Source organism: Providencia sp. PROV200 (genome assembly GCF_049901995.1).
GTDB lineage: Bacteria > Pseudomonadota > Gammaproteobacteria > Enterobacterales > Enterobacteriaceae > Providencia > Providencia rettgeri_E.
This window is the reverse complement of record NZ_CP096307.1, coordinates 2,031,889-2,047,662: the sequence shown is the minus strand read 5'-3', so window position 1 is coordinate 2,047,662 and position 15,774 is coordinate 2,031,889. Positions and strand designations below refer to the sequence as shown.

The following is a 15,774-nucleotide window of genomic DNA, read 5'->3' as shown; positions in this document are numbered from 1 at the left end:
TCTGATAAGACAGAAAAGCCCGTTGTTGTTAAACCGCGGGCCTGCCCATATTTTATCAAAATATAGGATATACTACTGAGCTTTATTACAAAGGCATCCTATATTCAATCACACCAGGTTTTTCTGCCACCCAGTTATACAATTTTTGCCCACGTAGATTGGTTTCTTGTGTATGCCAATATAAGCGGCCACATTGTTTTTCTTGTGCTTGTGCATGTACAAATTCAATTAATTGCTTCCCGACATGCCGCCCTCTCATTTCTGGCGCCACATATAAATCTTCAAGGTAGCAAAAATCATTTTCAGCCCATGTTGACCGGTGAAATAAATAATTCACAAAGCCAACAACTTTGCCATTTTCAAGAGCAACAGCACAATACATAGGTTCATTCTCATCAAAAAAACGCGCCCATGCTTTTAAGGTAATCTCTTCACTTAAATCGACTTTATAAAATTTTTGGTATTCCAACCAATATACTAACCATGCTGAGTAATGATCAGGAGTAACGAATTCTACTGTCACTGGTAATGCCGTTTTATTCATAATAACCCTTCCATTTATAGACATATTACATAATGGCGCTATAGTACATAGCAATCTGGCTCTGTATAAGAGACACTTTTGTTATTTATTTAGGATCCACTTTATGCGCCGCCAACAGCATGCACAGTTTCCATTACTTTTACTTGAAGAAGGCTATATTAAGGAAAATGTTTATCACACAATACGTAACGCTATTTTAGATGGTCGTATTGCTGTCGGCATTAAACTCCCCTCCTCTAGAGCATTAGACGAAATGATGTCGATCTCACGAAACTCGGTCATTGCTGGGTTTGAACGATTAATTGATGAAGGATATATTTATTCCAAAAAAGGCTCGGGAACTTATGTTTCTCCCCACATTCCTGATGAATTAGTTGGCACCATAGATAGTACTAAGCAAAGTGACCAATCTAGATATTCTGCATTAAATCTGAATCCCCAAGTTTCTACTTTAACGAACTTATGGGAAAAATCGCGCCCAAACACCAACAAGTACCAAATGTTTAATATTGGTATTGGCTGTGTTGACCAATTTCCACATGAATTATGGGGAAGACTATTAGGCCGTGTTTGGCGTAAATCCAAACAAACGATTGCACATTTTAATCATCCTGATGGCTATACACCGCTAAAAAACTTATTGGTAGATTACGTCCGTTCGACTCGCGGGGTTCACTGCAAACCACAACAAATTATTATTGTTAATGGGACGCAACAAGCCATTAATTTAGTAGCAAAAATCTTATTACAGCAAGGGGACAAAGTATGGTTAGATGACCCTGGCTATGATAGCGCCAGAGCTATTTTCACCGCCGCAGGTGCTGATATTGCTGCTATTCCATCTGACAGAGAAGGGATGGATATTGCCTACGGTGCAAAACACCATGAAACAGCAAAATTAATTTATACCACGCCTTCTCACCAGTTTCCGCTAGGCACAACCCTCAGCTTACCGCGGCGTTTAGCATTATTGGATTGGGCACAGCAAAACAACGCATGTGTTTTTGAGGATGACTACAACAGTGAATTTCGCTTTTTATCAAAGCCAATTCAAGCGCTACAAGGCTTAGATAACCATCAACGTGTTATTTATGCAGGGACATTTTCTAAAATGATGTATCCTGGCTTTCGTTTAGGCTTCTTAATTGTGCCAGAAGTTCTGAGTGAGGCATTCACCATGATGAAATATTATAGCGATAGCCATTGTGGTTATTTAGAACAGGCCGCTTTAGCCCAGTTTATCCAAGAAGGCCACTATGCACGCCATGTCAGAAAAATACGGAAGATATGCTACGATAGGCAAAATACGTTTATCAATGCCATTAATCACTATCTCCCTCACCTATTTAATGTACAAATGACGGATTCAGGCATTCATACTGTCTGTTGGGTTAAAGACGGTTATGATACTAACGTGATCCTTAACCAATGCCGTCTGTTAGACTTTGGAGCACAACCGTTATCGCGCTACTGTATTCAAAGTTCTCACCAAAATGCGCTCCTTTTCGGCTATGCCGCTCATTGTGAAGACGAGATAATTAGCAATATAAAATTACTTAGTGAACAATTGACTAATATATACCCTAGTTAAACAAGAATGATTTTCAGCGTTTATCCGATAGCGAGAATTTTTCTAGTCTTTATAACTGTACCTTAATAGCATTGTTTATATTGAGGTACTTTTATGACAAAAATAAATTATCCCCATGAGTACGAAGTTGGCGATGTTGTCTTTACCAGTATTGGAACCGAGTTATTTCGGCAAATAGCCTCGGCGTCTTTATGTTGGAGTAACCATGTTGGTATGATTGTCGGCCATAATGGCGAAGACTATTTGATTGCAGAAAGTCGCGTTCCGCTTTCAACAACCACGACCCTATCTCGCTTTATTGCCCGTTCATCGGATAAACGTTACAGTGTACGTCGATTTACTCATACATTAACCAATGAACAAAAATCTGCATTAGTTTCCGAAGTTCCTGCTCGTTTAAATAAGTTTTATCACACTGGATTTAATTATGAGTCTTCTAGGCAGTTTTGTTCAAAGTTTGTTTTCGATATTTATCAATCTGCGTTATCAGTTCAAATAGGGGAATTAGAAACCTTCAAAGAATTATTAACTAAAAACCCGAATGCAAAATTAACTTTTTGGAAATTATGGTTTATTGGACAAATTCCATGGGAACGTAAAACAGTGACTCCTGCAAGTCTATGGCATCACCCTGAATTATCGCTCATATACCGCAGTCATGAGGATATACATTAACAACCAATACGGATGTAAACTCACACAAGAAAGCACTCAATAGAGTGCTTTTTGATATAATCGACTGAATTTACAATGAGACTTATTTTTTCTTATTTAACATCGATTTCAAGTCAGCAAACGGGTTATAAGTTGCTGCCTCAACGTCATTTTGCGCATCTTCCCCTGCCACGACATTCGTGCCATACATTTCAGCTTCTGTATACTTCGAATGCTCATGATCATGACAAAATAGGCATAATAGCTCCCAATTGCTGCCATCTTCTGGGTTATTGGTATGATCATGGTCGATATGATGCACGGTTAATTCACGCAAATTTGAATACACAAACTCGCGGGTGCAGCGTCCACAAACCCATGGGTAAATTTTAAGTGCTTTTTCACGATAGCCACTTTCTAATCGCGCATAGTTTTTAGGGATCAAAGCCATTGCCGATATTCCTGTTGAAAATAGTAATTTTGAGATAATACGCCTAATATACCTCAGTTTAGAGCAAAAAAAGAAACTCAAAACAACAAAAAACCCAGATATGATGACAACGCCTATTTTATCGGGCTCGTCATCAACTCTGGGTCCTTTTATTCGTTAATTTATCCTTAGATTACTTATTCAATAATTCTCTGCGGATAATCTCAGCCCCTGCGCTTAATGCATTAAGCTTACCCGTTGCAACACGACGAGATAACGGTGCCATACCACAGTTAGTGGATGGATAAAGCTTGTCTGCATCGACAAATTGGAGCGCTTTACGTAATGTATTAGCGACTTCCTCTGGTGTTTCGATGATATTGCTCGCTACGTCAATCGCCCCCACCATCACTTTTTTGCCGCGAATAAGTTCAATTAAGTCCATGGGAACATGAGAGTTATGACATTCCAAAGAGATAATATCGATATTCGAGGTTTGCAGTTTTGGGAAAGCCTCTTCATATTGTCGCCACTCAGAACCCAGAGTCTTCTTCCAATCAGTATTGGCTTTGATGCCGTATCCATAACAAATATGAACTGCGGTTTCACATTTTAGCCCTTCAATGGCTCTTTCTAATGCAGCTACACCCCAATCGTTCACTTCATCAAAAAATACATTAAAAGCAGGCTCATCAAATTGAATAATATCAACCCCCGCTGCTTCAAGCTCTTTTGCCTCTTGGTTCAAAATCTTAGCAAATTCCCATGCCAGTTTTTCACGACTTTTGTAATGGTTATCATACAGTGTATCAATCATTGTCATTGGGCCAGGAAGCGCCCATTTTATCGGCTGGTTCGTTAACTTACGTAAAAATTTAGCATCTTCCACAAAAACAGGTTTTTGGCGTTCAACCGCTCCAACCACCGTCGGCACGCTCGCATCATAGCGATCGCGAATTTTAACCACTTCTCGCTTTTCAAAATCAACGCCATTGAGATGCTCAATAAATGTCGTCACAAAGTGCTGACGCGTTTGTTCACCATCGCTAACAATATCAATTCCTGCGCGCAGTTGATCTTCTAGGGACAAGCGCAGTGCATCTTGTTTTCCCTCTACAAGTTCTTCGTTTTCCAACTTCCAAGGAGACCAAAGAGTCTCTGGCTGAGCAAGCCAAGAAGGCTTTGGTAAGCTGCCTGCGGTAGATGTTGGTAATAATGTTTTCATAATAATTGACCTTAAATTTTTATAATGAATCAAAGCGCGTAGTTAGCAGACCATTGCTCTAGAATATGCTTATAGGGTTCAATAAAGTGTTCTTCTGTATATTTTCCCTGCTCAATAGCCAATCGGCTACGTTCTTCGCGGTCATAAACAATTTTTGTTAATGAATAGTCTTGGTTTGTCAAACTCGGTTGGTAACATGGCCCCGCCACAGAGTTCGCATTGTAAATCTCTGGCCGATAAATCTTCTGGAATGTTTCCATCGTGCTGATTGTACTAATCAATTCAATATTGCTGTAATCGCTCAGCAAGTCTCCCGTAAAATAAAATGCCAACGGTGCAACACTATTTTTAGGCATAAAATAACGAACCTGTAATCCCATCTTTTTAAAATATTGATCCGTTAATGAAGCTCCATTTTGCTGATATTCAATACCCAATATAGGATGGGTATTACCAGTTCGGTGGTAAATATCTTTATTTGATACACTTAAGCATATCACTGGCGCTTTACTAAAATGTGCTTTGTATTCGTCCGAATTTACAAAATATTTAAAGATATTCCCATGCAAGTCACCAAAGTTTTCTGGGATACTAAAGTTGGCTTGGTCTTTATTGTGATCTAGCAATAAAACACTGAAATCATAATCACGCACATAAGATGAAAAATTATTTCCAACAATACCTTCAGTACGTTCACCCGTTTTATGATCAACAATATTGGTTTTTAATATTTCAATCACCGGAAAGGTGCGACCATTCCCTTCCACACTCATCTCGACAGAAATAATTTCCAACTCGACTGAATAACGGTCACTTTTAGGGTTATCCCAATAGGCCAAGGTATTGAAACGGTTGTTCATCATGACAAGCGTATTACGCAAATTTTCTTGGCGATTTTTCCCTCTGGCTAAATTAGCAAAGTTAGTTGTAATACGTGTATTTTCAGAAGGATTATAATTTTCATCAAAAAGACTACTTTTAATCGTAAATGTAAAATTTTTGTTCATCGTCTCGTCACACCCTAAATTCCAAGATGGAAACTCAATTGACTTCTTGATTTACTAGAAGTTTTAGCTACCCATTCATCAATCTTTATGTTGTAAATACGTTAATTCGTTTGCGTTATCTAATTTATGCCAGAGCTGCTGACTGAGTGAAAGCGACTTAATTTCATTTCAAACATGAACGATTTTCATGATCATCTTTTTCACTTATTTTAATTATGTGACAAAGAACAAATAAATATTATTTTTTCTGAAAAATCATTGTATTAAGAGATTTACTTTCCTAAATTTTGAGAGAAGCGAATAATCGTTGCGAAGGTTTGAACATTGGTTAGTGAAATAAATTTATTTGATACATAAAGAAAACACTTGGGTTATACAGTAAGAACCATTCGCTACAATAATAAAAGGTGGCGTATTATTATGCACAAAAAAAAGGCACTCGCCCCCGAGTGCCTTTTGACTACAACTCACTGAATATAAAGTAAATTATACCTATTCAGCGGTTCTGGTACTTGTGCGGATTAGGTAATCAAATGCGCTAAGTGCGGCTTTGGCCCCTTCTCCGGCTGAAATAATAATTTGCTTATATGGAACGGTTGTACAGTCGCCGGCAGCGAAGATACCTTTAATACTGGTTTCATTGCGTGCGTCAATTTCAATTTCGCCCATACGGTTTCTGGCAACGGTGTCACCTAACCAATTGGTATTCGGCAATAAACCGATTTGTACGAATGCTCCCGCCACTTCTAATAAATGTACACTATCATCAGTACGGTCTTTATACTCAAGGCCAGTCATTTTACTGCCATCACCTTTTACTTCTAAGGTTTGCGCATTAACGATAATATCCACATTTTTCATGCTACGTGCTTTTTGCTGCAATACGGAGTCCGCTTTCAGTTCTGGCGCAAACTCCAGCACAGTCACATGGTCAACGACACCCGCTAAGTCAATAGCCGCTTCAATACCTGAGTTACCACCGCCAATCACGGCAACACGCTTGCCTTTAAATAATGGGCCATCGCAGTGTGGGCAGAATGTGACGCCTTTCGTGCGGTATTCTTGTTCCCCTGGAACGCCCATATTTCTCCAGCGAGCCCCCGTTGAAATAATAATACTGCGTGATTTTAAGATCCCACCTGATGCAGTTTCGATTTGGTGTAATCCACCTTCTTCTGCCGCAGGGATCAGTTTTGCAACTGATTGGCCATCAATGACATCAACATCATAGCTGTCCACGTGGTTCTTCAATGCGCCTGCAAAAATAGCCCCTTCCGTTTTGATAACTGAAATATAGTTTTCAATATCAACCGTATCCATCACTTGCCCACCAAAACGCTCGCCTATCACGCCTGTGCGGATCCCTTTACGTGCGGTATAGATTGCTGCTGAAGCCCCAGCTGGGCCACTACCGATTACGAGGACTTCAAAAGGCTCGCGCTCTGTCAGTGATTTCGCTGCACGCGCATCGGCATTCGAGTCAACTTTGCTCACAATTTCACTGAGTGTCATACGGCCTTGGCCAAACTCTTTTCCATTCAGAAAAACGGCAGGAACGCCCATGACATTGCGTTCATCAATTTCATTTTGGAAAAGTGCACCATCAATAGCGGTATGACTAACATTTGGATTTAAAACCGCCATTAAGTTCAGTGCTTGAACAACATCTGGGCAGTTATGGCAAGATAAAGAATAATAAGTTTCAAAGTGGAACTCGCCTTCAAGCCCTTTAACTTGCTCTAATAACTCTTGCGCTTCTTTCGATGGATGACCACCAATCTGCAATAATGCCAGCACAAGAGAAGTAAATTCATGTCCCAGAGGTGAGCCTGCAAAACGCAAACCACTATCTGTACCTGGGTTAGTAATTAAAAAAGACGGTGTTCTTAATGCGCTGTTGCGTTCTTCACGTACAGTAACTTTATCTGACAGTGATGCAATTTGTTCTAACAGCTGTTTGATTTCATTTGATTTTTGGCTGTCATCTATATTAGCAACTAATTCAACGGGTTTAGTTAAACGTTCTAAATAGGCTTTCAATTGTGCCTGTAAATTATTGTCGAGCATGTAATCCCCTTTAATTTTTATCGTAAAATCGGGTACATATACCCGTCATGATCCAAGTTGCAGGCCTAAACACCTGCAACCTGAATTATTCAGTAATTAATCAATCAAGTTAGATTAATTAGATTTTGCCGACTAAGTCCAAAGATGGAGACAGCGTTGCATCACCTTCTTTCCATTTAGCTGGGCAAACTTCACCTGGGTGGCTAGCAACATATTGCGCCGCTTTTACTTTACGCAGTAAATCTGAAGCGTCACGGCCAATGCCTTCTGCAGTAACTTCAATCGCTTGAATAATACCTTGTGGGTCAACAACGAAAGTACCACGGTCTGCTAAACCTTCATCTTCACGCATGTTTTCGAAGTTACGTGTTAATGCACCTGTTGGGTCACCGATCATGGCATATTTGATTTTACCGATAGTTTCTGAGCTTGCGTGCCATGCTTTATGGGTAAAATGTGTGTCGGTAGAAACAGAGAAAATTTCAACACCTAATTTTTGGAATTCTTCGTAATGGTCTGCAATGTCACCCAATTCAGTTGGGCAAACAAAAGTAAAGTCTGCTGGATAGAAGAAGAAAACGCTCCATTTACCTGCAACATCTTTTTCAGAAACTTCGATGAATTCACCGTTTTTAAATGCTTGATTAGTAAATGGTTTGATTTGAGTATTAATTAATGACATATGATGTTCTCCTGTTTGGTTGCCTATTAAGTTACTGTTTTACAGCAGCTTTATCCAATCATTACCCGCTATCGATTTGATAGGCACAACCTAACTATGTCATAACAATTAATAGGTGAAGCATTAAAACGCTTGCTGAGCCATTCAGCAAGCGTTTTATTTATAAGATCTATTTATAAAGGCTATTTTATGTACAGTCCGTTATGCCATGGTGGCAATCGTTTTACGAAAACGAATGAGTGCGAGGGAAAAGAAAACAGCGCCAATCACCACGAGCACCGCAAATTGAGGCCAAACAATTTGGAAGCCAGCACCGCGATATAAAATAGCCTGAGCTAGGCTAACAAAGTGCGTTGTCGGCATGGTTAACATAATATCTTGAACAAGCTGAGGCATACTTTCTCGCGCTGTCATCCCACCAGAAAGCATATTTAATGGTAATAGCACTAAGATCATCAATAAACCAAATTGAGGCATAGACCGCGCAATCGTCCCCATAAAGATACCAATCGACGTTGTCGCGAATAGACTCAGGGCTACCCCACACATAAATAATAAGATAGACCCTTCGATGGGGACTTGTAGCAATGTTTTTACCACCAAAATTAAGGAAACGCCTGATGCAATCAGTACCACTAGTCCCATTGACCATATTTTCGACATCATAATTTCAAATGGCGTGAGTGGCATAACCATCAAATGCTCGACTGTACCGTGTTCCCGCTCGCGGATCAGCGCCGCTCCCGTTAAAACAATTGATAACATGGTGATATTATTAATAATTGCCATAACAGAACCAAACCACGACTGCGTCAAGTTGGGGTTAAAGCGCATGCGCACTTCCAAATCGACAGGTAAACTCGCATTACTACGGTATTTTGCTAGAAACTCATTCACTTCCCCTAAAGTAATATTTTGAATATAACTATTTCCTAAGAAAGCTTGACTCATCCTTGTCGCATCAATATTGACTTGAATTTCTGGGTGCCGCCCTGCAAGTACATCACGTTGAAAGTTAGGTGGAATATCTAATGCAAATGTATATGAACCACGGTTTAACAAACCATCGATTTGGTCTGGCGTAATATCAACAGGGGGTAAGAAATAAGGCGCATAAAAACTATTGATTATTCGGTTTGATAACTGTGATTTATCTTGGTCAGCAATCGCAATAGGCGCATTATGTAAAGATCCAGGCGTCACGGTTGCTGACGAATAAATCGACACCGTAAAAGCAAAAACAATCAAAGCTAACATCGCTTTATCGCGGCCTAAACTGCGTAATTCTTTGACGCCTAGGTTAAAAATATTCTGAATTTTACGGATCATCCCTATGCCTCCTGCTTTTTCAGGAATAGAACACTTAGCCCAATAACCAAAGGTATGGTGATCAGTAATGGGATAAATGATGATTGTAAATCGAATAAATTTAATCCCTTAGAGAAAGTTCCTCGCGTGATAGTCAAAAAATGTGATGTTGGATAAACCATCCCAACCCAGCGGCCAATACCTTCCAATGATGAGACAGGGTCAATCATTCCTGAAAATTGAGTTGCGGGTATCAACGTAATGATAGAAGTCCCAAAAATTGCCGCAATTTGGCTTTTCATAAAACATGAAATTAATAACCCCATGCCTGTTGCAATACTGATATACAAAAAGGCAGCCAACGTTAACGTCAGAAAACTGCCTTTAAATTCAACACCAAATATATATACCGATAATATGCAAAGTAACACAAAGTTAAACATACCCAATAAAATATAAGGGAGCTGTTTTCCAAGCAAAAACTCTAATTTGGTGATCGGAGTAACATAAAGGTTGATAATCGAACCGAGCTCTTTTTCCCGAACAACACTCAACGCGCTCAGCATGGCAGGGATCATCATTAATAATAATGGAATAACCGCGGGAACAATTGCCGGCAAGCTACGAACATCTGGGTTATAGCGATATCGAGTTTCAATGTCGATAGCCGGCATCCCAGCAACGCCGATCGGTTGGCGCGCAGCCATCGTGCTCAGCCATGCTAAGTGCATCGCTTGTACATAGCCACGCACAGTTTCAGCACGGTTTGGCATGGCACCATCAATCCATACACCAATTTTAACGTTACTCCCTCGGGCCACATCCCTTGCAAAATTAGGTGGAATTTCTATCGCAACAGTAATATTACCGCTACGCATACCCGCTTCTAAATCATCATAATCCTTGATTGGTGGTTGTTCGATAAAATAACGTGAACCTGCTAAGTTCAACGTATATCCCTGACTTAGCCCAGTTTGGTCACGATCTAGCACTGAAAAACGTAAGTTTTCCACATCCATGCTAATACCGTAACCCATGATAAACATAAGAATGACCGTTCCCAATAACGCCAATGTTGAACGTACTGGATCACGACGTAACTCCATGCCTTCTCGAATGGAATAACTAAATAACCGACGTAAACTAAAACGTTTTTTTAACGCTTCGGTCGCTTGTTCTTTTAGTTCAGGGTCAACATGGAACTCTGGCGCGGTCTCTTGTCCTTGTCCTGCATCCCCCACGGCATCCTGTAAATAGGCTATAAAGGTTTCTTCAAGCGTGCCAAGCCCTCTTTTCTTGGTCAGGTTAGCGGGAGTATCACAATCTAAGACTTTACCTGCATGCATGAGTGAAATGCGATCACAGCGCTCCGCTTCATTCATAAAGTGGGTGGAGATAAAAATTGTGACGCCGTCACGTCTTGATAAATCAACCATTAAATTCCAGAACATATCTCTGGCAACGGGGTCTACGCCTGAAGTTGGCTCATCCAGTATTAGCATCTCTGGTTCGTGGATCACCGCTACGGCCAACGATAAGCGCTGGCGAATACCCAGAGGCAGGTCATCTGGCATGGTATCCCTGACTTCTTCAAGCTCAAAACGTTGGCACATTTCGTCAACTCGCTGAGGGATTTTATCCTCAGATATATGAAAAAGCTTGGCATGAAGCACGAGGTTCTGCTCAACACTCAGTTCACTATATAACGAGAATGCTTGTGACATATAGCCGACACGCTTGCGTGTTTCGATATCCTTCGGGTCTATTTCTTGGCCAAATAGCCATGCCTGCCCTTCACTGGCTTGTAACAAACCCGTCAACATTTTCATCGTGGTTGACTTGCCACAACCATTCGAGCCTAAGAAACCAAAAATCTCCCCTTTTGGGATCTTAAAATTCACATGGTCAACCGCCACAAAGTCACCGAAACGCATGGTCAGGTCTTGGGCTTCAATGGCAATAATATTGTCTTTCGAGGTATCACGTGCAGGGATCACCACCTTTTTGTGCCCACTGCGTTTTTCTTCTGGCAGTAATTCAATAAATGCAGCTTCAAGGTCATCACATTGCGTTTGGGCTTTTAATTCAGAGGCATGGCCTGTAGCGAGCACTTTGCCATCATCCATTGCCACTAGCCAATCAAAGCGCTCCGCTTCTTCCATATATGCGGTTGCGACCAAAACACTCATATTGGTTTGTCGTAAACGAATGCGATCAATCAAATCCCAAAATTGTGCGCGAGATAAGGGGTCAACTCCAGTGGTAGGTTCATCCAAAATCAATAAGTCAGGGTCATGAATCAAGGCGCAACATAACCCCAGCTTTTGTTTCATTCCCCCTGATAACTTGCCAGCAGGACGATCTTTAAAGGGTGCTAAGCCAGTACTTTCAAGTAAGTCTTGAATGCGATATTCACGCTCAGCTTTTGATTGGCCAAATAACCGGCCAAAAAAATCAACGTTTTCATAAACTGACAACGTATGGTAAAGGTTTTTTCCTAACCCTTGAGGCATGTAAGCGATACGAGGGCAAACTGCTCTACGGTGTTCAATATCATTCATGTCACCATCAAGTACCGTTATTTGGCCTTGTTGAATCACTCTTGCTCCTGCAATCAGGGAGATCAGGCTTGATTTCCCTACGCCATCGGGACCAATCAACCCAACCATTTTCCTGGCTGGGATGGAAAGCACAATGTCATCCAACGCACAATTATCACCATAATGCTGGCTGACATGCTGTATATCGATAATCACATCATCCATCAGTTTATTGGTCATTGTGGTAATCTCACCTCAAGTTCAGCAGGCCAAGATTCATTCGGATCTAAACGCACATACGCTTTTCCAGGTAGCCCAGTTTTCACATATTCGAGGTGTTGCTCTAATAATTCAGGAGAAATACGCGCACGTACTCTGAACATTAATTTTAAGCGTTCATTTTGTGTTTCTACGGTTTTCGGCGTGAATTGTGCGACACTTGCTACAAAGGTGGCTTTCGCTGGGATCACGATATTTGGTGCGGCATCGAGTATAATGTGGACATCACTCCCTAAAGCAACTTTACCTGCGTCTTCTGTTGGTAAGAAAAAGGTCATATACACATCACTCAAATCGACCATATTCAAAACTCGTCCACCAGCACCAAGGACTTCACCGGGTTCTGCTACACGATATTGAATACGTCCGTTTCTCGGTGCTTTGAGAATACTGTCATCTAAGTCCGCGATAATACGACGTTCCGTTGCTGTCGCTGCGTCAACACGGTTTTTAGCTTGAACAATACCCGCGCTCGCAGAATCAATCGCTGATGTCGCAGCAGCCACTTGGGCTTTCGACGCTTCCAGTGCTGCGCGAGAACCTTGCATCTGTGCGGTATCATCATCCACTTGTTGTTGGGAAACTGCATTTGTTCTCACTAAAGCTCTAGAGCGATTTAGTCGTTTCTGTGCAGCATCTAATTCCGCTTCACGTTGACGAACAACCGCTTGGGCTGCAACTTTTTCGCTTTTACGTTGCGCTAATGCTGATTCGGCTGTCGTCACCGCGCTAACCGCTTGGCGTAACTGAGCCTGTACTTCATGGAGTTGTTCTTGGAGTGCTCGCGTATCCATACGAGCAAGTTCTTGCCCTTCTTTAACAAAATCCCCTTCTTTAACATTAATTGTCTCAATGCGCCCGGCAGTCTTAGTAGCAATATCAATTTCCGTTGCTTCAATGCGACCATTACTTTGCGCGAACCCAGCAGGTAGCCCGCCTGAATTAACATTCCAGTAATAAAGACCACCCGCAACAATAATTAATATTAAAATGATGTAAAAAGATATTTTTTGCTTATTTATTTTCATACCATCCCTTTTCTTTATATGAAAAACAACATTCAACAATTATTTATGATTATTACCCAGGTGAATTAATAAAATGGAATAACTGTTTACAGCTGAAATACGTATATCTCAATAGGTGATGCTATTCTTAGATCCGATAAAAAGCAGATCTGGTTTATTATTATATTTTTTTATATTTTATAAAATTTTATCAGTTAACTAACAAACATATACTGTCTTTCATCACAAAAATCATTGCATAAACGAATATGGTACAGATACCGCATTTAATGCCCAAAAATGTTTTATATCATGCTAAATAGCTTAACTTTTCGATACAATAAATTATCTAAATTTAACAAATACTTTATGCGTAAATACCATAAATAATAAATTAATGACTTCAAAATACTTTTGCATTTATTCCGTAAAGAAAATACATGTTAAATTTTATCAACTAAATTAGATAGCTCAAGACCCATCATTTTAGCCACTTTTTTGCACTCATTGTGCTTTTCGTCTTCCTCATATCTTTAACCAATCGTTTTAAGACTATAATTTGACTTAGCTCTCATTTTTAATCCGGTAATTAGCGCTAAATTTACTCATAGTAAATCCAATATGGCTGTTTTTTTTCTTTATAACATGAGTGAAATATAATGAAAATCATACGAATAGAGACTATTCCTTATAAAATTCCTTATTTAACACCACTTGAGTTTGCCACAGGTAGCATTACTGAAGTGGAAAATGTATTAGTCCGTATTCATACTGATGAAGGGATAATAGGCTGCGCAGAAGCCCCATCACGACCTTATATTTATGGCGAATCCCAAGCGTCTATCATTTATGCTATCCAATCTTGGTTTTGGCCTTCACTGGCAAATATTGATCTTAGAAATATTGAACGTGTCTATCATGCAATGCGGTGGGTTACTGGAAATCAAACCGCCCGGGCGGCAATAGATATGGCCATTTGGGATGCATTAGGTCAGTTATACTAACGCCCCTGTTATCAACTTTTGGGTGGATGGGATAATAAAATCGCAGTTAGCCATATGATAGGTTACGACCAACCACAAAAAATGGTTGAACACGCGTTGATGATGAAAGACAAATATGGAGTGACAACATTTAAGGTAAAAACGGGTCGTAATGTTCATGCGGACATCACTGCATGCAAAGCATTACGCAAAGCTATGCCAGAAGCCTGTTTATATCTTGACTCTAATCATGGCTGGCCTGCTCATGATGCTATTTATGCAGCTCAATCTTTGCGTGATGAAAATTTTTTATTTTTCGAAGAACCCTCCCCAGCCAGTGATCGTATAGGTCGCAAAAAATTGGCGAATGTGCTGGCTCAACCTATTTGCGGTGATGAGAGTTGCACATCTCTTAATGATGTTGCTCAAGAAATCAATGACGGAATGGTTTCATTTATTTGTATCAAAACAGCGCGTACAGGCTTTACTGAATCCGCTAAAATTGCAGCATTATGTGAAGGTTTACAAGTGCCGGTATACGTGGGTAATCAAGGAGATACTCAGTTAGGTACGCTAGCTAATATCCAATTTGCCTGCGCAAGAAAAAATACTTGCCAACATGCAGCAGAACTAACAAATTTCCTTGAAATTGCAGATGATTTGAGCGCAGTTCCTTTAGTCATTAAAGAGGGTTTCGCGGAGGCTTCAACGGCACCGGGGACGGGTATTATGGTAGATGAAGATAAACTAACCTATTACCGTTGTGATAAATAATTTTAAAACTAGTTAACTTCCCCCGAGAACATCGGGGGGTGAGCAAGCTAATTAGCGAATTGCGCAATTGTTTTCGCATCCATTCGGTAGCGAACCCATTCATCTTGAGGCTCTGCACCAATACTTTTATAAAAATCAATCGCAGGCTGATTCCAATCTAACACACTCCATTCCAACCGTTGGCACTTTCGTTCTACGGCTAGCACTGCAATATGCTTTAATAATTTTTTTCCTGCTCCCGCACCACGAAAATCAGGGGAGACATATAAATCCTCTAAATAAATACCGTTATTGCCTAACCATGTTGAATAGCTAGTAAAGAATACGGCATATCCTGCGGGCGTCCCATCCACATAACAGATTAAAGCTTCTGTGCTTGAATTAGCGCCAAATAGGGAGTTTTCAATATCGGCCACCGAGGCTTTAACTTCATGACGTGCTTTTTCATAATCTGCCAATTCAATGATCATATCTAATATCAAAGCAGCGTCATCACGGGTTGCGGTTTTTATTTCTACATTCATTTGGGGCTCTCTTGTTATTTGAATCATGATTTTAAACGTTACATAACAAGAACCCAATTCACAGCAATATTATTCATCTCTTCCCGCATGATATAAGTATCATTTATACCTGCGAATATACTTACATCTACAACAATACTGCTTTTACAATAATCATTA

General features: G+C 40.3%; 14 protein-coding genes. 4 read left to right on the top strand and 10 right to left on the bottom strand.

The features are described from left to right. Positions 1-85: 85 nt before the first annotated feature. Positions 86-544, bottom strand: coding sequence for a GNAT family N-acetyltransferase (locus M1E86_RS09390; protein ID WP_125894471.1), 459 nt, complete (start codon positions 542-544; stop codon positions 86-88). 103 nt (positions 545-647) lie between these two features. Between M1E86_RS09390 and M1E86_RS09385 the strand changes: the two genes are divergently transcribed. Both M1E86_RS09385 and M1E86_RS09380 read left to right on the top strand, forming a co-directional pair. Then, positions 648-2,135 carry a PLP-dependent aminotransferase family protein gene (locus M1E86_RS09385; protein WP_426099374.1) on the top strand — a complete coding sequence of 496 codons (1,488 nt, stop codon included), beginning with the start codon at positions 648-650 and terminating at the stop codon, positions 2,133-2,135. 93 nt (positions 2,136-2,228) lie between these two features. After that, a complete protein-coding gene (locus M1E86_RS09380; protein WP_125894467.1) occupies positions 2,229-2,810 on the top strand; it encodes a YebB family permuted papain-like enzyme in 582 nt (193 codons plus the stop codon). Positions 2,811-2,892: 82 nt separating this feature from the next. Here M1E86_RS09380 and yajD read toward each other — a convergent pair whose 3' ends face one another. The 8 genes from yajD to M1E86_RS09340 form a co-directional block, all read right to left on the bottom strand. Then, positions 2,893-3,240, bottom strand: coding sequence for an HNH nuclease YajD (gene yajD / locus M1E86_RS09375; RefSeq protein WP_102140678.1), 348 nt, complete (start codon positions 3,238-3,240; stop codon positions 2,893-2,895). A 172-nt stretch (positions 3,241-3,412) separates the two neighbouring features. Further along, positions 3,413-4,444 carry a methionine synthase gene (locus M1E86_RS09370; protein ID WP_125894465.1) on the bottom strand — a complete coding sequence of 344 codons (1,032 nt, stop codon included), beginning with the start codon at positions 4,442-4,444 and terminating at the stop codon, positions 3,413-3,415. Between the two features lie 29 nt (positions 4,445-4,473). Next, positions 4,474-5,451, bottom strand: coding sequence for a DUF1852 domain-containing protein (locus tag M1E86_RS09365; RefSeq protein ID WP_213912755.1), 978 nt, complete (start codon positions 5,449-5,451; stop codon positions 4,474-4,476). A 492-nt stretch (positions 5,452-5,943) separates the two neighbouring features. Next, entirely contained in the window at positions 5,944-7,518 is a 1,575-nt protein-coding gene (gene ahpF / locus M1E86_RS09360; RefSeq protein WP_213912756.1) for an alkyl hydroperoxide reductase subunit F, read from the bottom strand. 118 nt (positions 7,519-7,636) lie between these two features. Continuing rightward, the gene (gene ahpC / locus M1E86_RS09355) at positions 7,637-8,200 is read right to left on the bottom strand and encodes an alkyl hydroperoxide reductase subunit C (RefSeq protein ID WP_004910793.1); all 564 of its coding nucleotides are present in this window, start codon (positions 8,198-8,200) and stop codon (positions 7,637-7,639) included. 201 nt (positions 8,201-8,401) lie between these two features. After that, positions 8,402-9,526: an ABC transporter permease gene (locus M1E86_RS09350; protein ID WP_185746949.1), complete on the bottom strand. Its 1,125-nt coding sequence runs from the start codon at positions 9,524-9,526 to the stop codon at positions 8,402-8,404. Positions 9,527-9,531: 5 nt separating this feature from the next. Continuing rightward, on the bottom strand, positions 9,532-12,288 hold the full coding sequence (gene rbbA / locus M1E86_RS09345) for a ribosome-associated ATPase/putative transporter RbbA (RefSeq protein ID WP_125894398.1): 2,757 nt from the start codon (positions 12,286-12,288) through the stop codon (positions 9,532-9,534). Then, positions 12,285-13,355, bottom strand: a complete 1,071-nt coding sequence (locus M1E86_RS09340; protein ID WP_213912757.1) for an HlyD family secretion protein — start codon at positions 13,353-13,355, stop codon at positions 12,285-12,287. The genes rbbA and M1E86_RS09340 overlap by 4 nt, the downstream gene beginning before the upstream one ends. Positions 13,356-13,993: 638 nt before the next feature. On the opposite strand from M1E86_RS09340, the gene M1E86_RS09335 reads away from it, so the two are divergent. Both M1E86_RS09335 and M1E86_RS09330 read left to right on the top strand, forming a co-directional pair. Further along, entirely contained in the window at positions 13,994-14,338 is a 345-nt protein-coding gene (locus M1E86_RS09335) for a hypothetical protein (protein ID WP_426099369.1), read from the top strand. 54 nt (positions 14,339-14,392) lie between these two features. Continuing rightward, positions 14,393-15,091, top strand: a complete 699-nt coding sequence (locus tag M1E86_RS09330; protein WP_426099367.1) for a mandelate racemase/muconate lactonizing enzyme family protein — start codon at positions 14,393-14,395, stop codon at positions 15,089-15,091. A gap of 47 nt (positions 15,092-15,138) precedes the next feature. Here M1E86_RS09330 and M1E86_RS09325 read toward each other — a convergent pair whose 3' ends face one another. After that, a complete protein-coding gene (locus M1E86_RS09325; RefSeq protein ID WP_213912759.1) occupies positions 15,139-15,615 on the bottom strand; it encodes a GNAT family N-acetyltransferase in 477 nt (158 codons plus the stop codon). Positions 15,616-15,774 lie beyond the last annotated feature (159 nt).